19 protein-coding genes are annotated in these 19,291 nt (G+C 71.2%); 7 read left to right on the top strand and 12 right to left on the bottom strand.

Going from position 1 to position 19,291, the window contains the following annotated elements; genetic code table 11:
• Window positions 1-80 precede the first annotated feature (80 nt).
• The 4 genes from mraZ to DEO23_RS07655 all read right to left on the bottom strand — a co-directional run bounded on the left by mraZ (window position 81) and on the right by DEO23_RS07655 (window position 3,384).
• The gene (mraZ, locus tag DEO23_RS07670; protein ID WP_109275379.1) at window positions 81-512 is read right to left on the bottom strand and encodes a division/cell wall cluster transcriptional repressor MraZ; all 432 of its coding nucleotides are present in this window, start codon (window positions 510-512) and stop codon (window positions 81-83) included.
• 544 nt (window positions 513-1,056) lie between these two features.
• Window positions 1,057-1,446: a DUF3040 domain-containing protein gene (locus DEO23_RS07665; RefSeq protein ID WP_109275378.1), complete on the bottom strand. Its 390-nt coding sequence runs from the start codon at window positions 1,444-1,446 to the stop codon at window positions 1,057-1,059.
• Window positions 1,447-1,693: 247 nt separating this feature from the next.
• Window positions 1,694-2,872 carry a DNA polymerase IV gene (gene dinB / locus DEO23_RS07660; RefSeq protein WP_109275377.1) on the bottom strand — a complete coding sequence of 393 codons (1,179 nt, stop codon included), beginning with the start codon at window positions 2,870-2,872 and terminating at the stop codon, window positions 1,694-1,696.
• A gap of 80 nt (window positions 2,873-2,952) precedes the next feature.
• Complete coding sequence (locus DEO23_RS07655) at window positions 2,953-3,384, bottom strand: SAV_6107 family HEPN domain-containing protein (protein ID WP_240613279.1); 432 nt, start codon at window positions 3,382-3,384, stop codon at window positions 2,953-2,955.
• A gap of 107 nt (window positions 3,385-3,491) precedes the next feature.
• Here DEO23_RS07655 and DEO23_RS07650 point away from each other — a divergent pair, with 107 nt between their 5' ends.
• Window positions 3,492-4,373 (top strand): spermidine synthase, encoded by an 882-nt coding sequence (locus DEO23_RS07650; protein WP_165831760.1) that lies wholly within the window; start codon window positions 3,492-3,494, stop codon window positions 4,371-4,373.
• A gap of 53 nt (window positions 4,374-4,426) precedes the next feature.
• Here DEO23_RS07650 and DEO23_RS07645 read toward each other — a convergent pair whose 3' ends face one another.
• Window positions 4,427-4,630: a cold-shock protein gene (locus DEO23_RS07645; protein WP_109275375.1), complete on the bottom strand. Its 204-nt coding sequence runs from the start codon at window positions 4,628-4,630 to the stop codon at window positions 4,427-4,429.
• Between the two features lie 51 nt (window positions 4,631-4,681).
• Window positions 4,682-5,620, bottom strand: coding sequence for a PAC2 family protein (locus tag DEO23_RS07640; protein ID WP_109275374.1), 939 nt, complete (start codon window positions 5,618-5,620; stop codon window positions 4,682-4,684).
• Window positions 5,621-5,765: 145 nt separating this feature from the next.
• Between DEO23_RS07640 and DEO23_RS07635 the strand changes: the two genes are divergently transcribed.
• On the top strand, window positions 5,766-8,036 hold the full coding sequence (locus DEO23_RS07635) for a HelD family protein (protein ID WP_240613278.1): 2,271 nt from the start codon (window positions 5,766-5,768) through the stop codon (window positions 8,034-8,036).
• A 272-nt stretch (window positions 8,037-8,308) separates the two neighbouring features.
• Here DEO23_RS07635 and nrdR read toward each other — a convergent pair whose 3' ends face one another.
• Window positions 8,309-8,797, bottom strand: coding sequence for a transcriptional regulator NrdR (gene nrdR / locus DEO23_RS07630; RefSeq protein ID WP_109275372.1), 489 nt, complete (start codon window positions 8,795-8,797; stop codon window positions 8,309-8,311).
• A gap of 109 nt (window positions 8,798-8,906) precedes the next feature.
• The gene (locus DEO23_RS07625; RefSeq protein WP_109275371.1) at window positions 8,907-9,287 is read right to left on the bottom strand and encodes a LysM peptidoglycan-binding domain-containing protein; all 381 of its coding nucleotides are present in this window, start codon (window positions 9,285-9,287) and stop codon (window positions 8,907-8,909) included.
• A gap of 169 nt (window positions 9,288-9,456) precedes the next feature.
• Between DEO23_RS07625 and lexA the strand changes: the two genes are divergently transcribed.
• Window positions 9,457-10,185: a transcriptional repressor LexA gene (lexA, locus tag DEO23_RS07620; protein ID WP_109275370.1), complete on the top strand. Its 729-nt coding sequence runs from the start codon at window positions 9,457-9,459 to the stop codon at window positions 10,183-10,185.
• A 28-nt stretch (window positions 10,186-10,213) separates the two neighbouring features.
• Here the strand turns inward: lexA and DEO23_RS07615 are convergent, their stop codons facing one another.
• Window positions 10,214-12,184 (bottom strand): ATP-dependent DNA helicase, encoded by a 1,971-nt coding sequence (locus tag DEO23_RS07615; protein WP_109275652.1) that lies wholly within the window; start codon window positions 12,182-12,184, stop codon window positions 10,214-10,216.
• 110 nt (window positions 12,185-12,294) lie between these two features.
• Entirely contained in the window at window positions 12,295-13,821 is a 1,527-nt protein-coding gene (hflX, locus tag DEO23_RS07610) for a GTPase HflX (RefSeq protein ID WP_109275369.1), read from the bottom strand.
• Window positions 13,822-13,986: 165 nt separating this feature from the next.
• Between hflX and DEO23_RS07605 the strand changes: the two genes are divergently transcribed.
• The gene (locus DEO23_RS07605; protein ID WP_109275651.1) at window positions 13,987-14,616 is read left to right on the top strand and encodes a class I SAM-dependent methyltransferase; all 630 of its coding nucleotides are present in this window, start codon (window positions 13,987-13,989) and stop codon (window positions 14,614-14,616) included.
• 69 nt (window positions 14,617-14,685) lie between these two features.
• Here the strand turns inward: DEO23_RS07605 and dapF are convergent, their stop codons facing one another.
• Both dapF and miaA read right to left on the bottom strand, forming a co-directional pair.
• Window positions 14,686-15,594 carry a diaminopimelate epimerase gene (gene dapF, locus DEO23_RS07600; RefSeq protein ID WP_109275650.1) on the bottom strand — a complete coding sequence of 303 codons (909 nt, stop codon included), beginning with the start codon at window positions 15,592-15,594 and terminating at the stop codon, window positions 14,686-14,688.
• A gap of 10 nt (window positions 15,595-15,604) precedes the next feature.
• On the bottom strand, window positions 15,605-16,570 hold the full coding sequence (miaA, locus tag DEO23_RS07595) for a tRNA (adenosine(37)-N6)-dimethylallyltransferase MiaA (RefSeq protein WP_109275368.1): 966 nt from the start codon (window positions 16,568-16,570) through the stop codon (window positions 15,605-15,607).
• Window positions 16,571-16,677: 107 nt separating this feature from the next.
• Between miaA and DEO23_RS07590 the strand changes: the two genes are divergently transcribed.
• The 3 genes from DEO23_RS07590 (at window position 16,678) to DEO23_RS07580 (ending at window position 19,236) form a co-directional block, all read left to right on the top strand.
• The gene (locus DEO23_RS07590) at window positions 16,678-17,160 is read left to right on the top strand and encodes a type III secretion system chaperone family protein (RefSeq protein ID WP_240613277.1); all 483 of its coding nucleotides are present in this window, start codon (window positions 16,678-16,680) and stop codon (window positions 17,158-17,160) included.
• A gap of 118 nt (window positions 17,161-17,278) precedes the next feature.
• Entirely contained in the window at window positions 17,279-18,322 is a 1,044-nt protein-coding gene (locus DEO23_RS07585; protein ID WP_109275367.1) for a carbohydrate ABC transporter permease, read from the top strand.
• Window positions 18,319-19,236, top strand: a complete 918-nt coding sequence (locus DEO23_RS07580) for a carbohydrate ABC transporter permease (RefSeq protein ID WP_109275366.1) — start codon at window positions 18,319-18,321, stop codon at window positions 19,234-19,236. The genes DEO23_RS07585 and DEO23_RS07580 overlap by 4 nt, the downstream gene beginning before the upstream one ends.
• The last annotated feature ends 55 nt before the right edge of the window (window positions 19,237-19,291 follow it).

Genomic DNA, 19,291 nt, shown 5'->3' with positions numbered 1-19,291 from the left:
ATTCCTCGTCGCTCCCGACCCGCCACCGGGGAAGTTGCGTCGGGGCGGGAGCGACGAGAGGTCTCGCTGTACGGATCCGGTCAGAACAGGCCCGGGACCACCGATTCGGCGGTCTGGGCGAAGCCCTCCTCCTTCTGCTCGAGGTAGGTCTCCCAGGCGGGGAGGGACCAGACCTCGAGTCGGTCCAGAGCGCCGATCACGGCGCATTCCCGGTCGAGCCCCGCGTAGGTGCGCAGCTGGCCCGGGATCGTGATGCGGCCCTGCTTGTCCGGGATGACGTCCTCCGCCCCGGAGAGCAGCACACGCAGGTAGTCGCGCGTGCGCTGATCCGTGGTCGGAGCCCTGCGTGCCTCCTCGAGCTTCTGGCGGAACTCGGCGAGGGGGTACACCGCGATGCAGTGCTCCTGACCCCGAGTCATCACCAGGCCCGAGGCGAGCTCGTCCCGGAACTTCGCGGGAAAGATCAGGCGGCCCTTGTCGTCGAGCTTGGGCGTGAAGGTCCCGAGGAACATCCCGCCCCCTTTCTCGACGAGGGATCACCATCTCCCTCCTGCTCCCCCCACTTTACCCCACAACCCACCACACCCCGCTACCCGAACCCCGGACACACCACAAAATCTTTGCCAACCCGCAGGTCACAGGAGTGGTGGAAGGTGGAGTGAAAACGGCGGCACGGAGCGCGTCGCGAGAGATTCGCGCCTGGAGGGCACCGATCACCCCACGAAGCCGTTCAGCATTCGTGCAGGTCAGCGGATGCGGGGCTGGCGTGATGGCCCTTCGGACCACCAGAACTGCCCGTGTGGGGCGATGTGGAGGGCCGGCGTGGAGCGGAATGGAGGAACCCGGGATTCGCCGGGTGGAGGGGCGTGCCGAGGAGGCGCCGAGGAGGGGTGGAGCGCGGTGGGGCGGCGCGGCGCGGTCCGCGCCTGGTGCGGCCCGACCCCCGGTCCGGTCTGGCCCGGTCCGGTCCGGCCCGCCCGGGCCCGAGGACAGCAAAAGACCCCGAGCCGAGTGGCTCGGGGTCTCGTGGAGAGAACTACGGGAGGTGGGAGGGCGTCAGCCGCGTCCGTCGTCCCCGGAGCGCTTCTCCCAGCGCTCCTCGAGGCGCCGCATGAAGTCGTTGCCTCCCTGGGTCGGCTGCGTCGGGGCGTCCCCGCCGCTCCCCGACTCGGGCCCGGGGCGGTTCTTCGGGGAGGTCACGGCGTAGACGGCCCCTGCGAGCATCAGCAGGAAGGCCAGCACACCCAGCCAGACGGCCGGGAGCGAGACGGCCAGCACCAGCACACCGAGTCCGATCACCACGCCCGCCAACCCCAGCACGATGCGGCGGCGGCTGCGGCGGTCGCGGGGTGAGGAGCGGAAAGCACGCGCGAGCCGCGGATCATCGGCGAACAGCTGGCGTTCCATCTCATCGAGCATCTTCTGCTCGTGTTCCGAGAGCGGCATCGTTCCGGCTCCTTCTCCCGTGCCGTGTGCACTGCTGCTGAATGCGATCGCCGTGGTCGGCTCGACCCCCATCGGTGATCCCCCTAGGGTACTGCCGCCACACAGTGATTGGGAACCGTAGCGGGAGGTCGGGACCGCGACTGTCCACGGACTCCGCGGCACCGTCCTCGGCCCGGAGCCGTACGCCTGCCTGCCACGTCCCGCAGGGACGCTCCTCGCGGGCGCACGACGCATCCGGTGGAGGTGCTCAGCCCTCCCGCGGCTCGAGGGTCGAACCGCGTGTGAGGCTCTCCGAGCCGAAGCGGTCCCGCGCCCGGTCCATGGCGCTCTCCAGGCCTCCCCACCCGGTGCCTCTTCCGGTGAGCTCGGTCGCCGTCGGGTGCGAGGAGGTCTCCTGCAGACGCTCCGCCCGCACACCGGCCAGGCGCACTGCGGGCATCCGCGGCACCTCGCGGTCCCACAGCGCGACCACGTGCTCGCGCAGCCGCTCACCGCTCGCGGTGGGCTGGTCCATGGTCGCGGAGCGGGTGATGGTGGTGCCGTCGGGAGCTCGCAGCTTGACGGAGACGGCCCGCGCGGCGAGATCGCTGCGACGCAGACTGCGGGAGACCTCGTCGGCCATCACGGTCAGACGCCGGCGCACCTCCGCAGGGTCGACGAGGTCGTGCTCGTAGGTGCGCTCGGTGCCGACACTGCGGTCGCGCACGCGGGTGCCCAGCCCCGTACGGTCCTCGCCGGCGGCGAGGGTCGCGATCATCGGGGCCTGCGGGCCCACGGCGCGGCGCAGAGCGCTTGCGGGCACGTCCCGCAGCTGGCCGACGGTGCGCACCCCGAGCCTCTCGAGGGCCTGCTGCGCCTTGGGGCCGATGCCCGAGATCACCCCGACCGGCAGGGGGGCCAGGAAGGAGGCGGTCTGCTCCGCGGGGACGATCAGCATTCCGTCGGGCTTCGCACGGGCCGAGGCGATCTTCGCGACCGCGCGGGAGACCGAACCGCCGACGCTCGAGGGCAGGTCGAGCTCCTCGCGGATCCGGGAGCGCAGGCGCTGGGCGATCCGATCCGGTGGCCCGAACAGGCGACGGGCGCCCGCGACGTCGAGGAACGCCTCGTCCACACTGATCTGCTCGATGGCCGGCGTGACCTCTCTCAGCAGATCCATCACCCGGGCCGACACCTCGCGGTAGACGTCGATGCGCGGCGGCACGATCACCAGGTCGGGGGCTCGGCGTCGGGCGATCGCCATCGGCATCGCGGAGCTGATGCCGCGTGCACGAGCGGGATAGCTGGCAGCGGCGACCACGCCGTGGTTGCCGGCTCCTCCGACCACCACCGGGAGTCCCTGGAGGGAGGGGTCGTCGCGGACCTCGACCGAGGCGAAGAAGGCGTCCATGTCGAGGTGGAGGATCGTGCAGTCCTCGATGCCCATGGGACGCACCTCCCTCTGCTTCCGCGCTGCCTCTCCCACGACCCCGACCATCCTATTGCGGGAATCCGAGTCGACGGATGTCAGCCGGCGAGGGCGACGGCCTCGGAGGGGGCGAGCGAATCGAGCAGCTCGCGGCGCACCTGGTCGATCCTCTCGGACGTGCTCTCGCGGTGCAGTGCGAGCAGGTACGGGTCGGGGATCGCACGGGAGTCGCGATCCAGCCTGTCGCGCTCGACGACGAAGCGTGCGGCCGACTCCGCCCACCGACGGCGCTCGCCTCCCATCCGATCCAGCGCGGTCCACACGTTCAGAGGGAGTTTGCGGCGCCGGGTGCGGTTGGCCCGGGTGACGAGCACACCCGCCGTGCGCAGGGCGGCACGGTGGACCAGCTCGTAGCTGCCGCGCGGATCGCCGTGCTCGATATCGCGTGCTCGCGAGAGGAGCGCCTGCGCCGTCTCGAGCGCGGCGAGATCCTGATCCAGGTGGAGGAGCTCAGCGGTGTGCGTGGTCATGGTCATGACGCTAGAGGCGAGCACCGACATCCGGGAGTGCGAGGCCGCGGTTGGGGACCGGCGACCCCTGGGGAGGACGCGGTCGGGCATACCTCTAGAGTGGTTCCGTGAGCTCGTCAGGACGCGGCCGCGGCCGCCGCAGCGCCCCGTCCGTGCCGTTCCCGGATCTCGGACCCGTGGGCGAGGCCATACCGATCTCGACGGGCACCGCGCGCCTCGAGCTGGAGACCGACGGCTCGGTGCTGCTCGAGGTCAACGGCGTCCCGTCCTCGCATCTCGATCCCGACCCCGATCACCTCATGTTCGAGTACCTGCGATGGATGCGCACGGCCACGCTCTGTTGGGTGCGCGAGCGTCGAGAAGGAGCGGACGCCCTGCAGCTGGCTCATCTGGGCGGTGCGGGCTGCGCCCTGCCGCGCACGCTGGCCCATGACCTGCCCCGGGCCCGACAGACGGTGGTCGAGCTCGATGCGATCCTCGCCGAGAGGGTCCGGGTCTGGTTCTCCCTCCCCCGCTCCCCGCAGCTGCGGATCCGCGTCGACGACGCAGCACGCGCCCTGGAGAGCTGGCGCGAGGACCGCTTCGAGGTGCTCACGCGGGACGTCTTCGCCGGGTCGACGACGCCGAGCTCGTTGATCGGGCTCGAGGCCGCGCGTCACGCGCACCGGGCCCTCGTGCCCGACGGCCTGTACCTCGTCAACTGCGCCTCGGCCCCGGGCTCGCGTCTGCTCGCCGATGAGCTCACCACCCTGCAGCAGGTGTTCTCGCACGTGGGGGCTGTCGCCGAGGCCGCCCATCTCAAAGGGCGCCGGCGCGGGAACTGCGTGCTGCTGGCCTCGGACGCGCCTCTGCCCGAGGAGCTGGACCGGGCTCTGCGCTCGGATCCCGTCGCCGTGCGCCTCGCGGTGGGCGACGACGCCGCACGCATCGCTGCGCCCGGCCGCGTGCTCGGTGCAGAAGCCATGAGGACCCCCGCCGAGGACGACTGACCGGCGAGAGGTCAGGGTGCGCTGATCAGAACGAGCGGTTCAGAGCGGGCGGATCAGAGCAGGCGGACCTGCTCCGCCTGCGGGCCCTTCTCGCCCTGGGCGACGTCGAGCTCGACACGCTGTCCCTCGTCCAGGGTGCGGTAGCCGTCCATGTCGATCGCGCTGTGGTGGATGAAGACGTCGGCCCCTCCCCCGTCGACCTCGACGAAGCCGTATCCCTTCTCCCCGTTGAACCACTTCACGGTGCCCTGCGCCATGGGTCGCGTCATCTCCTGCGTCGTTCTCTGTCGTCCGGTGCCGCGGCGGGCTCAGCGGGGAGCCTCGGGACCGGGGTTCTTGCCGTCGCCGTCCTCGCCGGCGAGGAAGCGTTCGAAGCGGTCGGCGAGCTCCTCGCCCGTGGGCAGGTCCATCGTGGTGCTGAAGACACCCTCGTTCTCGGTGGTCTGCGCGTCGTACTGCTCCTCGAGCGCGGCGACCATGCTGAGCACCTCCTCGTTGTCGCTCAGCGTGCTCTCGAGAGCGGCGCCGGCCGCCTCGGTGAGGTCGCCGAGGTCCACGAGCGGGATGTCCAGTCCGGCCCCCTCGCTGACCCGGCGCAGGAGAGCGAGCGCTCCCGCGGGGAAGTCCGTGCGGGTGAGGTAGTGCGGGACCTGAGCGGCGTAGCCCAGAGCGGGGTGCCCGGCCTTGCCGAGCTCGTGCTCGAGCAGGGCGCCGAACGAGGCGGGCACGACGATCTCCCCGCCCTGCTCGGGGTCGTGGGAGGAGATCAGGTCGCGATCGTTGGCGTGGGAGACGAGGGCGATCGGCCGGGTGTGCGGCATCGCCATCGGGATGGCGCTCATGCCGACCACGCGCTCGACGTCGAAGAACTCGATCAGATCGATGACGGCCTGACTGAGTCGCTTCCACTGCAGGTCCGGCTCGGGGCCGTCGAGGAAGAGGAAGGGACGGTCGTTCTCGTCGTACATCAGGTGCAGGGCCATCTCGGGGACGGTGACCTCGGTGTACACCGCGCCGTCGAACACCGCCTGAGGGCGCGAGCCGCGGTAGTCGACGAGCTCGTCGACGTCGAAGTTCACGATCCGCACGTGGCGCAGGGTGTCCTTGAGGTAGGTCGAGGCGATGCGGCACGAGTTCCCGGCGTCGACCAGGCCCGGCAGTGCGTGCACCAGGGTCAGTCGTCCACGGGGCACTGCTGCGATCACATCGGCCGATTCGTAGGCGTAGAGGTCACGGGGATCACGCATCGGTGCACCTCGCTCCTCGTCCGCGCCGCCGAGCAGGGCTTTTCCCCGCGGTCGACGCCTTCCACCATAATGGATCGCCATGTCTTCGCGTGCTCAGGATCAGGGCCCCACCCCCTCACGCACGCGTCCGTCGGAAGGACCCTCCGTGGAACACGCATCAGAGCCGGTTGAGGACGCGCATGTCGCGCGCGAGATCGGCCTCGAGCAGGCCTACGCGGACAGGCTCTACGCACGCGTGGACGATCTGATGGGACAGATCCAGGTGAGCCTGGACGACGTCCAGGGGTCGCAGGACGCCGCCACCCACCAGAACAGGTCCGAGCGCGACGCCTTCATGGCCCTCTACGAGGACCGTCTGGCGCTGTTGCGCACGGTCAGCGAGAACGTCGTGTTCGGCCGGCTGGACACCGACGAGGACGAACGCCACTACATCGGTCGCATCGGCCTGTTCACGGCCGAGCGCGAGCAGCTTCTCGTGGACTGGCGCGCTCCGGCCGCCGCCGCCTACTACCAGGCCACGAGCCTCGAGCGGCTGGGGGTGCGACTGCGCCGCCACCTGATCTCCCAGGGCCGGACCGTGGTGGGCCTCGAGGACGACGTGCTGGACCAGTCCCTCCTGGAGACGGACGACGAGGTGGTGCTGCAGGGAGAGGGCGCGCTGCTGGCCGCGGTCTCCTCGCAGCGCACGGGCCGGATGGGGGACATCGTCGCCACGATCCAGGGCGAGCAGGACCGCATCATCCGCTCCGCCAATCGCGGGGTGCTGGTGGTCCAGGGCGGACCCGGGACGGGGAAGACCGCAGTCGCCCTGCACCGCGCCGCCTACCTGCTGTACACCCACCGCCGACGGCTCGAGCACTCCGGCGTGCTGATCGTCGCGCCCACCCGCGGGTTCCTGCGCTACATCGAGCGCGTGCTGCCCAGCCTCGGGGAATCCGGCGTCGTCATGTCCACTCCCGGCGGCCTCTTCCCCGGCGTGGAGACGACCGTCCACGACCATCCCGCGGTGGCCCGCCTCAAGGGTGACGGCGCGATGGCCGAGCTGCTCTCGCGCGCGGTCAAGCAGCGCCAGCTGGTCCCCGAGGAGGACCTCGAGCTGAGGATCGACGGCACCCCCGTGCGGGTGACGCGCCGGATCATCAGCGAGGCGGGGCGCGAGGCCCGGGCGACCCACAAGCCGCACAATGCGGCCCGTGCCGTGTTCGTGCGCGCCGCGCTGGACCGGTTGGTCGAGCAGTACGAGGGCGAGCTCGCCCGCCGGGGCACCACGGTCCTGCCGGAGGACCGTCCCGGGTATCTCGACGACCTGCGCCGCGATCCGCAGGTGCGTCGGACGCTCAATCTCGCCTGGCTGCCCTACTCCCCCGAGTCGTTCCTGCGCGTGCTGCTGAACAGGCCCGAGCGTCTCCGGGCGGCCGCACCCCGCACGCTCGCCCAGCAGGATCTGGAGCTGCTGGTGCGACCGAAGGACTCACCGTGGACCATCGAGGACGTGCCGCTGCTCGACGAGGTCGCAGAACTCCTCGGAGAGGACGACTCGGCACGACGTGCCGAGTCCGACCGCGCGCGCTCGCAGCGCGATGCCGACCTGTCCTACGCGCGCTCCGTGATCGAGAACATCGACACCTCCGGGATCGTTCGCGACGAGGACCTCGCCGACCGCATGGAGAGCAGGGGCGACGGCAGGACGCTCGCCGAGCGAGCCGCCGCGGACCGCGCCTGGACCTACGGGCACATCGTGGTCGACGAGGCCCAGGAGCATTCGGCGATGATGTGGCGCTGCCTGATGCGTCGCTGCCCCTCGAAGTCCTTCACGGTCGTCGGTGACGTCGCGCAGACCTCCTCGGCCGGCGGGACGGACTCGTGGGAGGACGCGCTCGCGCCCTACGTCGAGGACCGGCTCGAGGTCGAGCCGCTGAGCGTCAACTACCGCACGCCGCGACGGATCATGGACGTCGCACAGGCTGTCGCCGAAGCGCAGCAGCTGCCCATCACGGAGGTCACGTCGGTGCGCGAGGGCGATTGGCCACTCGGGGTCCTGAGGGCCGACGAGGCGGGCCTCCCGGCAGCCGTCGCCGAGATCGTCGCCGCCCAGCAGGACGCGGGCGTCGGGCGTCTCGCTGTGCTCTGCCCGGGCGAGCTGATGGACCCGGTGCTCGCCGCACTCCGAGGACACGACGGCCTGGAGCGCATCGGCACCGGCAGCGCGGGCATCGACCTGCCGATCGCGGTGATGACCGCCCAGGACGCCAAGGGGCTCGAGTTCGACGGGGTCACCGTCGTGGAGCCGGCCGCGATGCTGGAGGGACGCGACACCGGGCCGGGTGATCTCTACGTGGCCATGACCCGTGCGACCCAGCGCCTGGACGTGGTGCACGCACTGCCCGTGCCGGACGGCTTCCCGCACGACGGATGAGCCGGAGGGGCGGACGAGCCGACGGCGAGGCGCCTCCGACCAGGGTCGACAGGGCCTGGACATGAACGGACCGACGGCCGTGGCTTCCCCTCCACGACCGCCGGTCGGTGGTGCACCCGCTGGGTGCACCCTGAACATCCTAAGGGCACGAGGACCCCGGCTCGGACCGTTTTCCACCGATCGAGCAGATCCGGTCTGGATCCAGGCACGAAAATTCTTCGAAGAGCGGGCTCACCGAGCCCGGACACCGTGGACCCCGCGCCGCCCGCGCGTCAGAACTCCGAGATCGACCCGGTCCCGACGGCCCCCGTGCCGGCGGCCTCCTCGCGAAGTCCGGCGATCGCGGACTCGAAGTCCTCGAGACTGTCGAAGTCCTGGTACACGCTCGCGAACCGCAGGTACGCGACGACGTCGAGCTCCCGCAGCGGCTGCAGGATCGCCAGACCCACGGTGTGTGCGTCGACCTCGGCCTGGCCGCTCTGGCGCACCGACTCCTCGACCCGCTGCGCGAGCACGGCCAGCTGGTCGTCGCTGACCGGTCTCCCCTGGCAGGCCTTGCGCACTCCCGAGATCACCTTGCTGCGGCTGAAGGCCTCGCTCACGCCCGACCTCTTGAGGACGGAGAGGGATGCGGTCTCGATCGTCGAGAAGCGGCGAGAGCAGTTGGGGCACTGACGCCGCCGACGGATCGAGGAGCCGTCGTCGGCAGTGCGCGAATCGATCACGCGGGAATCGGGGTGGCGGCAGAAGGGGCAGTGCACGCCGGCCAGCCTACCGGGCTGGCGGTCACCACGTCCGGGACCGGGAAGGACCGACCCCCGCGAGGTCACGCCTCGCAGGGGTCGGGGTCGGGGGATGCGGCTCGACGGCTCAGGCGGCGTCGACCGCATCGTCGGGCAGCTCGAGGACCTGGCCCTCGGTGATGCGCGGACTCGACAGACCGTTCACCGAGCTGATCTCGCGCACGAAGTCCTGTGTGTCCTGCCCCTCGGGGGCGTACTGCTCGGCGTACTCGCTCAGCGTGTCCCCCGCGCGGACGGTCACGGTCCCGGAGGTCCCGGCATCGCCGGCGAAGGCCGAGGGGACGTCGAGGACAAGCACTCCGGCGAGCGCCACCAGGATGCCCGCGAGGAAGGCGAGGGAGGCCAGCAGGATGCGGCCGCGGCGGGTGAGCTGCAGTCGAACACCCTTGCGAGCGATCTCCTGCTCGCGGCGGGCCGAAGAGGCGGGGAGAGGAAGAACCGTAGCCATTGTCCGAACTCCTGTTCGATCGAATACGTGTACGACTGTAGGCCGAGGGGGCGCGACACGCAAGACCCGTGTCGAACACATGTTTGGAATCGTGCCCGCCGCCACCTACGCTGAGCGACGACCCCACTGAAACGCAGGGGTGGGACAGACGACGCGAGGAGCCGAGCCGATGACCCCGAGGACACCCAGCACCCCGGACCCCGCCGCCGGCGCTCGCGCGGACGGCGCGGAGGCATCCGCCGCCGCTGCACCGGACGCCGAGGGCCTGACCGCGCGCCAGCGCCGCATCCTCGAGACCATCACCGCGGCGATCGATCGGCACGGCTACCCGCCGACCATGCGCGAGATCGGCGACGCCGTGGGACTGACGTCCCCCTCGTCCGTCTCCCACCAGCTGCAGGCACTCCAGCGCAAGGGGTTCCTGCGCCGGGACCCCAAGCGCCCCCGCGCCCTCGAGGTCGTCCTTCCCGACGAGGCCGACGAGCCCGAGACCGTCCCCGTCGAGGCCTTCGGCGCGCCGTCGCCCTCCGTGAGCGTCCCGCTCGTGGGCCGCATCGCCGCCGGCGCACCGATCACCGCCGAGGAGCAGGTCGAGGACGTCTTCACCCTCCCCCAGCAGCTCGTCGGCGACGGCGAGCTGTTCCTCCTGCAGGTGGTCGGTGACTCCATGGTCGACGCCGCCATCTGCGACGGGGACTGGGTCGTCGTGCGCTCACAGCCGGTCGCGCAGAAGGGCGAGATCGTCGCCGCCATGATCGAGGGCGAGGCGACCGTGAAGACCTTCACCCAGAGCGACGGGCACGTCTGGCTGATGCCGCACAACCCCGCCTTCACGCCGATCCTGGGCGATCACGCCGAGATCCTCGGCAAGGTCGTGGCGGTGCTGCGAGCGGTCTGACCCTCTCGCTCTGACAGGCAGGCCCTGCTCAGGCGCTCGCGCGGGCGAGCCGCGAGAGCGCCCCCATCGCGACCTCGGGGTCCGTGGTGGGCCACAGCGGAGGCATCGCCTCCCGCAGCACGCCGCCGTAGCGCTTCGTGCGCAGGCGAGGGTCCAGCACGGCGACCATGCCGCGGTCCTCGCTCGAGCGGATCAGCCGCCCGGCCCCCTGGGCCAGCAGCAGCGAGGCGTGACGCACCGAGACCTGCATGAACCCGCTGCCGCCCTCGGCATCGGCCCGCTCGGAGCGCGCGGACACCAGCGGATCATCGGGCCGCGGGAACGGCAGGCGGTCGATGGTGACCAGCCGGCAGGTCCGCCCCTGCACGTCCACACCCTGCCAGAGCCCGATCGTCCCGAACAGGCTCGCGGTGTCGTCGCTGCGGAAGGCCTCGACGAGTCGCGGCAGCGAGTCCTCCCCCTGCAGACCGATCGGCAGGTCCAGCCGGGCACGCACGTGCTCGGCCGCGATCTCCGCGCCGCGGCGGGAGGAGAACAGGCACAGCGCGCCGCCCCGGGAGGCCTCGACGAGCTCGGTGAGGTGCTCGAGCATCGCGGGGGCCGGACCCTCGCGACCGGGCTGGGGCAAGTGGGATGCGATGTAGAGGATGCCCTGGCGTCGGTAGTCGAAGGGGCTGCCCACGTCGATCCCCGCCCACGCACCGGGGTCCTCGCGCGCGGGCGTCTCCTCCTCGCCGATCCGGCGCCGGGAGCCGAGCCCGATCGACCGGGCGGGAGCTTCGAAGCGCCCGCCGAGGGCGAGCGTCGCCGAGGTGAGCACGGCCGTGGTGTCCTCGAGGATCCGCCCCCGCATGGCGCCGGCGACGTCCAGAGGTGCCACCTGCAGGCTCGAGCGGCCCGTGCGCTCGGAGTGCGAGACGGAGACGACGTCGTCCTCATCGGGGCCGACGAGCCGTTCGCACACGTCGATGATCTCCTGCAGGTTCGCACGCACCGCCTTGCGGGCGCCCGCCGCACCCTGACCGTCCCCACCGGCGTCCTTCGCGTCGGCGTGCGCGCCGCGGGCCTCGGTGCGCAGATGCTCGAGCGCATCGGCCGCGGGAGCGGGCAGCGGTCCGATCACGCGACCGTCGGGCAGGTTCGGGAGCACGGCGGCGAGCTCCTCACCGGCATCGTCCAGCGCGGTCGCGGCGACCCCGAGACCGCGCAGCTCGCGCACGGCCCCGCGGACCATGCCCACCGTCAGCTGGTCGGTGACGGCACCGGTCACCCGCGCCGTCAGCTCATGGGCCTCGTCGAAGACCACGGTGTCGTGATCGGGGATGATGCCGTGGTTGTCGAAGGCGTCGATGGCCAGCAGGGCATGGTTGGTGACCACCAGGTCGACCTCCCGTGCCACCGCGCGGCTGCGCTCGGCGAAGCACTGGTCCACGAGCGGGCACTGCCCGCCCAGGCACTGCGATCCGCTGACGGAGACCTGGTGCCACGCACGGTCGGAGACCGGCATCTCGAGGTCGTCGCGATCGCCGGTGTCGGTCTCGGCCGACCACTCGCGGAGACGCCGCACCTGCTCGCCGAGCCGTTCCGAGGTGCCCGTGGAGGCGTCCCTCGCGCTCTGGGCGAAGAGGGCGCCGGGTTCGAGGTCGCTCGGGTAGCCGCCGTCGATCTTGTGCAGGCAGAGGTAGTTCCCGCGTCCTTTGAGGAGGGAGAACGTCGGCGTGCGCGGGAGGTGAGGGGCGAGCGCCTCGACGAGCCGCGGGAGATCCTTGCGCACGATCTGGGACTGCAGGGCGATGGTCGCGGTGGAGACCACCACAGGACGGCCGGTGACGATCGCGTGGCGCAGCGCGGGCACCAGGTAGGCCAGGGACTTCCCGGTGCCGGTCCCGGCCTGGACCAGGAGGTGGCGCTTGCCCTCGAGCGCCACGTCCACGGACCTCGCCATCCGCGTCTGGCCGTCGCGTCGCGTGCCCTCCAGCGCTCGCACGGCGGCGTCCATCAGCACGTCCAGATCGGCGATCGTGGACGTGGTCTCGGAGGCGGTGGCGGGCACCGATCCACCCTAGCGGCGCACGCGCCGTCGCCGGCGCAGGCGCCCCGCGTGCTCGCTCAGGCGAGCACGCGGAACTCTGCCGCCAGGGCCTCGTCCACGAGGGCGTGCAGGCGCGTGCCCTCGGGCAGGTGCTCCTCCGCCAGGATCTCCCCCGAACTGTGCGCGCGGGAGATCAGGTCGCCGCGGGTGTAGGGCACCACGGTGTCGATCTCGACGGCCGGTCGCGGAAGTCGATCGGCGATCTTCTCGCGCAGCTCGTCGATGCCCTCGCCCGTGCGGGCGGACACCACGGCGGACTCCCCGACCTGGCTGCGCAGGCGGGCGATCGTCTCCGGCGAGGCGATGTCGGCCTTGTTGAGCACGATGATCTCGGGCACGTCGAAGCCGTCGATGTCGGCGAGGACCCCGCGCACGGCACGGATCTGGCCCTCGGGGTCCGGGTGCGAGGCATCCACCACGTGCAGCAGGAGATCGGCGTCGCCGACCTCCTCGAGCGTGGAGCGGAACGCCTCGACGAGCTCCGTGGGCAGGTGGCGCACGAAGCCGACGGTGTCGGCGTAGGTGAACTCCCGCCCGTCCGGTGTGGTGGCCCGGCGGACCGTCGGGTCGAGGGTCGCGAACAGTGCGTTCTCGACGAGCACGCCGGCGCTCGTGAGCCGGTTCAGCAGGGAGGACTTCCCGGCGTTGGTGTACCCCGCGATCGCGACCGCGGGCACCTCGCGGCGGTGGCGGTCGGCGCGCTTGGCCTCGCGGCTGGGTGCCATCTCCTTGATCTGGCGGCGCAGCCTTGCCATGCGGGTGCGGATGCGACGTCGGTCCAGCTCGATCTTGGTCTCACCGGGACCGCGCGACCCCATCCCGGCGCCTCCGGCGGCGACGCGGCCACCGGCCTGGCGGGACATGGACTCGCCCCAGCCGCGCAGGCGAGGCAGCAGGTACTCGAGCTGGGCGAGCTCGACCTGCGCCTTGCCCTCGCGGGACTTCGCGTGCTGGGCGAAGATGTCCAGGATCAGCGCGGTCCGGTCGACGACCTTGACCTTGACGATGTCCTCGAGGGCTCGCCGCTGGCTGGGTGCGAGTTCGCCGTCGGCGACGACGGTGTCCGCACCGGTCTCTGCCACGAGCTCGGCGAGCTCGGCGGCCTTGCCCTTGCCCAGGAAGGTCGCGGGATCGGGATGCTGGCGGCGCTGCATGACGCCGTCGAGGACCTCCGAGCCCGCGGTCTCGGCGAGCGCCGCGAGCTCACGCAGGCTGTTCTCGGCCTCCTCAACGTTCCCGCTGGTGTAGATGCCGGCGAGGACCACGTTCTCGAGGCGCAGCTGGCGGTACTCGACCTCGGTGACGTCCTCGATGTCGGTGCGGATGCCCGCGACGCGGCGCAGGGCGCGACGGTCGGCGAGGTCCATCTGCTCGCCGTCGGCCTCGGAGGAGTAGGTGACGGCGGAGACGGACGCGTCCCCGCGCTCGAGGATCCGGCGGGTCAGGGGATCGGTGCTCGCGTGCTCGCCTGCTCCGTCGACCTGCTCGCCCTCACGCTCGCTCGCGGTGGCGTTCTCGGGGTCCGGATGAAAAGCGATCGGCACGGTGGCGGCCTTCTTCCTGTGGAGGTCTGTGGTACGTCCCCAGGATCCCACGGCGGCGACTCGGGGGCGAGGGATTTATGCCCTGGGCGCACCGGCCCCGGCGGGGTGTGACGCCGGCGCGGGGCGGGCGGGTGCGGGCGTGCGCCAATGCGTACCCTGGTCATCGTGTCCGAGCACTACTTCTCCCCCGTCAGCGCGACCGACGACGCGCGTCTCCCCCTGCAGGTCGAGCTCGACGGGTCGACCCGCGACCTGGTGACCTCGAAGGCGGTGTTCAGCGCTCGCGGGCTCGACAAGGCGACCGCTGTGCTGCTGCACCGCCTCGACGTCCTCCCGGCGGTGCCCACCGGTGGGAGGCTGCTGGACCTGGGATGCGGGTGGGGGCCGATCGCTCTCACGGCCGCTCTGCGCCATCCCGACGCCGAGGTGTGGGCGGTCGACGTCTCGGAACGAGCCCGCGACATCACCCGGGAGAACGCCGCCCGACTGGGCGTCACCGTGCACGTCGCCGCTCCCGAGGAGGTGCCGGACGGCCTCGCCTTCGAGGCGATCTGGTCGAATCCGCCGATCAGGATCGGCAAGCAGGCACTGCACGAGCTGCTCGAGCACTGGTGCGCCCGTCTGGCCCCGCAGGGAACGGCGTCCCTTGTGGTGGGGAAGAACCTCGGTGCGGACCCGCTGGCCACGTGGCTGGACTCCCGTCTTCCCGGGCGCGAGGTCCGCAAGCTGGCGAGCGCCAAGGGGTTCCGGATCCTCGGGGTCGGTCCGGAGACGGCGAGCAACCCCTCGGCGTGAGAGGTTCCTGAGAGGGCCTGAGCGGGTCTCGCCTGCCGGGCGGATGCACCGAGGAGTGCCCCGCCGCCCTCAGGAGAGCGGGAGCGTGGTCTCGCCGTCCGCGACGAGCTCGGCGGGGCCCGTGAGGGTGATCTCCCCGTCAGGGGTGCGAGCGACCTCGAGGACCCCGCCGGGCACGTCGACCCGCCAGGGACCGTCGTTCGCGGATCCCGCCCACTGCGCCGCCAGGACCCCGACCGCCGCCGTGCCGGTCCCGCAGGACTGGGTCTCGCCGACGCCGCGCTCGAAGACGCGCATGGCCACGTGGTCGAGGCCGCGGCGGCTGACGAGCTCGATGTTCGCGCCGTGCTCTGGCTCCGGGTCCAGGACGGGCCGGGCGGTGAGGTCGAGGTCCTCGAGGGACACGCCCTCGGGCAGCTCGGCGATCGCGTGCGGGTTGCCCATGTCCACGTCCCAGGCCGGCAGCTCGAATCCGTCGACGCGGACCGTGCGCGCAGGCCCCTCGCTGATGGCCGCAGGGCCCATCCCGACCCGCACCTGCCAGGGCTCGCCGGCCTGCGCGGGCTCGGCGAGCAGCTCGAGCCGCCGCACCCCGGCCCTGGTCCACACGTCCGCCGCCCGGATGCCCTTCTCGTCGGCCTCCAGTCGGCCCGCCCGGGACAGGAAGGCCCCGAAGACGCGCACCCCGTTGCCGCACATCTCCGCGATCGAACCGTCGGCGTTGCGGTAGTCCATGAACCACTCGGGGGCGTCGGCCGGGGCGTCGACGTCGGTGCGGCGCGTGCGCACCACCCGGATCATGCCGTCGCCTCCGATCCCGCCGCGCCGGTCGCACAGGGCGGCGACGGCGTCCGGGCCCAGCTCCAGATCACCGTCGGGATCGTCGATCACGACGAAGTCGTTGCGGGTCCCGTGTCCCTTGGTGAAACGAAGAGGTGCGGATGCGGAGCCGCCGGTCGCGAGCCTGTGGGTCGACATGACCGCGAGCCTACGCGTCGCCTGCACCGCGCCGGGAGGCCAGGAGGTCCAGAGCACGCCGGGGAAGGTCGTCGCCCGCGGCGTCGAGCCAGTCGACGCGCTCGTCGCGCCGGAACCAGGTGTCCTGCTTCCTCACCAGGCGGCGGGTCCCCGCGATCGTCGACTCGATCGCCTCGGGGCATCCCATGTCCCCGGTGAGGACGGCGAGCGCCTGCTCGTACCCGATCGCCCGTCGCGCGGTGCCTCCCCGCTCGAGGCCGCGCTCGCGCAGCTCCCGCACCTCGTCGAGCAGACCCGCATCGACCATCGTGTGAACGCGCTCGGCGACGCGGCCATGGAGGTCGCCGCGCTCGCGGGCGAGCCCGAGCTGATGCGTACCGGGCTCGAGGTACCGGCGCTCGGGCAGGAAGGCCCGGAACGAGCCTCCGGTGATCTCACCGACCTCCAGTGCGCGCACGATCCGGCGGGTGTCCTGCGGACCGATCACGGCTGCCGCCTCGGGGTCCCGACGGATGAGCTCCGCGTGCAGGGCCGCGGGCCCCTCTGCCCGTGCGCGCTCCTCGAGGCGGGCACGGACCAGCGGATCCGTCGGCGGGAACCGGATGTCGTCCAGGAGCGCCCGCACGTAGAGTCCGGAGCCTCCGACGACGAGGGGGCGGCGGCCGCGCCCGCGGATCTCCGCGACCGCCTCTCGCGCCGCACGCTGGTAGGCCGAGACGCTCGCCTCCTCGGTGACCTCCAGGACGTCCAGCAGGTGATGGGGCACCCGCCCCCGCTCCTCGGGGCCGACCTTCGCGGTGCCGACGTCCATCCCGCGGTACAGCTGCAGGGCGTCGGCGTTGACGATCTCCCCGTCCAGGCGCTCTGCGAGGGCGATCGCGAGATCGGATTTCCCGGTCGCGGTGGCCCCCACGATCGCGAGCACCGGCAGCGCCGCGGCCTGGTCGGATGCGTCGTTCTCGGAGGGGGCGGACATGACGTGCACTGTATCGGTCCGTGGCGTGCGCGACCCTGCCCGGGAGGTCCCGGCGCGAGGGGCTACAGTGGGGGCGTCTTCGACCGCCTGATCATCTCGAGGTTCCCGTGACACAGCAGCAGGTCTCCTCCTCCGCCGCGTCGGCCGAGGGAGTGTGCCCGATCAGCACCCGACGCGTCGAGGCGTCGCTGAAGAACCACGGCTACGCCTACGTCGAGGACACCGATCATCCCGAGGTGCTGCGCGCCCGCTTCGACGACTACCGCTTCCAGTTCATGCTGACGGGCGAGGCCGGCTCCGTCCTGCAGGCCCGCGGCCGCTGGAACCGCTCGGTCTCGGCCGCGCGCAAGCCGGAGATGCTCAAGCTGTGCAACGAGTGGAACATGAGCCGGGTGTGGCCCAAGGTCTACGTGCGCCGTGAGTCCGAAGGCCTGCTGGGCCTGTACGGAGAGGTGACCTCCGACTTCAGCTCCGGTGGCTCGGACCAGCAGATCGATCGCGCGATCGAGTGCGGCCTGCGCACCGTGATCGCGTTCTTCCGCGAACTCGAGGAGCGTCTGGGCTCGGAGGTCGACGAGCTCGACGCCTGAGCGCGGAAACCTCGCGGACGCGCTCCCTGAACAGCCAGTTCATCGAATAGCCCCCGGCCGGCAATGTGATTCCGGTTACGGTGTGGGGACCTTTCCCCCGCCGTACACAGGAGTCCGGATGAGCTCGTCCCCGCTGTCCCGCCGGTCCTCGGTCACCGCGCCGACCCGTCCGCCGGGCGACCGCCCGCGGGACGACCACCCGGATCTGCCCACCGGAGCGGCCGCTCGCGCGCCCGGCAGCGACGCGCCTCTGGTCAAGCGCAGGATGACACCCGGCCGGCGCCGCAGGATCTGGCGCGACACGGGACTGTTCTTCCTGCTGATCGCCCCGAACCTGCTCGCGATCCTGGTCTTCTCCTACTGGCCCTCGGTGTACAACATCGTGCTGAGCTTCATGGACTGGAACCTGCTGGACCCGTTCCCCGAGTGGGTGGGCCTGGCGAACTACAAGGACGTGTTCGCCGATCCCGATTTCTGGACGATCATCCTGAACACGGTCGTCTTCACCGGCGTCACCGTCGCCGGGTCGCTGGTGGGCGGGCTCGCCCTGGGGTCGCTGCTGGCCACGCGGGTGCGCTTCACGGGCCTCGTCCGCACCTTCGCGTTCGCCCCGCACATGCTCCCCGGAGCCGCCGTCGGCATGCTCTGGCTGTTCATGTTCGACCCCAACTACGGGCTCTCCCGCTTCCTGTTCGGACTGTTCGGCGCCGACTCCCCGCAGTGGACGACGACCTCTGACTGGTCCCTGTGGGCGCTGACCATCGCCTACCTGTGGCAGCGCCTCGGATTCGTCACCGTCATCTACTACACGGCGATCCTCGACCTCCCGCAGACCCTCTACGAGGCGGCCGCGCTGGACGGCGCCCACGGCTGGAGGATGCTGCGCCACATCACGCTCCCGCTGCTCAGTCCGATCACCTTCTTCCTCTCCGTGACCGGAGTGATCGCCTCCGCCCAGGCCTTCGACCTGATATCGATCATGACCGGCGGCGGGCCCGGCATCTCCTCCTCGACCCTGAGCTGGATGGTGTACGAGGAGGCCTTCCAGAACTTCGACATCGGCCGGGCATCCGCGGCGGCGACCACGCTGTTCGCACTGCTGCTGATGATGACCTTCATCCAGGTCCGCTTCTCGAACAAGAGGGTGAACTACGCATCATGAGCTCCGCCGTCCCCACCGCGCCCTCGGCGCCCACCCCGTCCGACACGTCCCTTCCCACGAGCGGTCCCACCCCCACCGGCGCGGACCCGAGCCGTCGCCCCCTGTGGCTGCGGATCGTTCTCACGGTCCTGGTGATCGCGTGCGGTCTGGTGTTCCTGGTCCCGATCTACTGGTTGTTCAGCGGGGCCGTGAAGTCCAACGACGACATCTACTCCTGGCCGCTCAAGTGGATCCCCACCGCGCTGCACTTCGAGAACTTCCGCGAGGCGTGGGAGACGGTGCCCTTCGGCCGATTCGCCCTGAACTCGCTGATCACCACGAGCATCGGCACCGCCCTGGAGATGATCAACGCGATCCTGTGCGCCTACGCCTTCGCCTTCGTGCCCTTCCGCTACAAGAACGCCATGTTCCTGTTCATGATCGGGTCGATGATGCTGCCCGGGCACGTGACGCTGATCGTCAACTACATCACCGTGGGGAACCTGGGCCTGCTGAACACCTACCCCGGCCTGATCCTCCCGGGGATCGGCTCCGCCTTCGCGATGTTCCTGCTGTACCAGCAGATGCGCACCGTCGATCCCGAGATCCTGCAGGCCGCGGAGGTCGACGGAGCCGGCCACTGGCGACGGATGGTCACGATCGTGGTGCCGATGAGCGCGCCGATGATCCTGACCGCCACGCTGATCGTGATGATCGGCAAGTGGAACGAGTACGTGTGGCCGCTGATCAGCACGAACACGGCGAACATGCGCACGCTGCCGATCGGTCTTCTGTACCTGCGCAGCCAGGAGGGCTACACGAACTGGGGCGCGCTGCTGGCGGGCACCCTGATGGCGGCCCTGCCCATGCTGATCCTGTTCTTCCTCGCCCAGCGCCGCATCATCGGCGGCATGGCGGCGGGGGCGATCAAGTGAGCCGCTGCCGGTCCGGTCCCGCCCGGCACCGTGGAACCACCCCGTCCCGCGATCG

The organism is Brachybacterium endophyticum (assembly GCF_003130585.1).
Taxonomy (GTDB): Bacteria; Actinomycetota; Actinomycetes; order Actinomycetales; family Dermabacteraceae; genus Brachybacterium; species Brachybacterium endophyticum.
Note: the sequence above shows the minus strand (reverse complement) of the source record. Positions and strands in the feature narration are given on the sequence as shown.

What these genes read in the sequence shown, in the direction of transcription:
- DEO23_RS07645 (WP_109275375.1), bottom strand. Translation starts at nt 4,630, where the DNA reads ATGGCGCAGGGCACCGTGAAGTGGTTCAACGGGGAGAAGGGATACGGC.
- DEO23_RS07615 (WP_109275652.1), bottom strand. Translation starts at nt 12,184, where the DNA reads ATGGACGCCGCCGTGCGAGCGCTGGAGGGCACGCGACGCGACGGCCAG.
- dinB (WP_109275377.1), bottom strand. Translation starts at nt 2,872, where the DNA reads ATGGGCATCGAGGACTGCACGATCCTCCACCTCGACATGGACGCCTTC.
- lexA (WP_109275370.1), top strand. Translation starts at nt 9,457, where the DNA reads ATGACCCCGAGGACACCCAGCACCCCGGACCCCGCCGCCGGCGCTCGC.
- mraZ (WP_109275379.1), bottom strand. Translation starts at nt 512, where the DNA reads ATGTTCCTCGGGACCTTCACGCCCAAGCTCGACGACAAGGGCCGCCTG.
- DEO23_RS07625 (WP_109275371.1), bottom strand. Translation starts at nt 9,287, where the DNA reads ATGGCTACGGTTCTTCCTCTCCCCGCCTCTTCGGCCCGCCGCGAGCAG.
- miaA (WP_109275368.1), bottom strand. Translation starts at nt 16,570, where the DNA reads ATGTCCGCCCCCTCCGAGAACGACGCATCCGACCAGGCCGCGGCGCTG.
- DEO23_RS07640 (WP_109275374.1), bottom strand. Translation starts at nt 5,620, where the DNA reads ATGCGTGATCCCCGTGACCTCTACGCCTACGAATCGGCCGATGTGATC.
- dapF (WP_109275650.1), bottom strand. Translation starts at nt 15,594, where the DNA reads ATGTCGACCCACAGGCTCGCGACCGGCGGCTCCGCATCCGCACCTCTT.
- DEO23_RS07655 (WP_240613279.1), bottom strand. Translation starts at nt 3,384, where the DNA reads ATGACCACGCACACCGCTGAGCTCCTCCACCTGGATCAGGATCTCGCC.
- DEO23_RS07580 (WP_109275366.1), top strand. Translation starts at nt 18,319, where the DNA reads ATGAGCTCCGCCGTCCCCACCGCGCCCTCGGCGCCCACCCCGTCCGAC.
- DEO23_RS07585 (WP_109275367.1), top strand. Translation starts at nt 17,279, where the DNA reads ATGAGCTCGTCCCCGCTGTCCCGCCGGTCCTCGGTCACCGCGCCGACC.
- DEO23_RS07665 (WP_109275378.1), bottom strand. Translation starts at nt 1,446, where the DNA reads ATGCCGCTCTCGGAACACGAGCAGAAGATGCTCGATGAGATGGAACGC.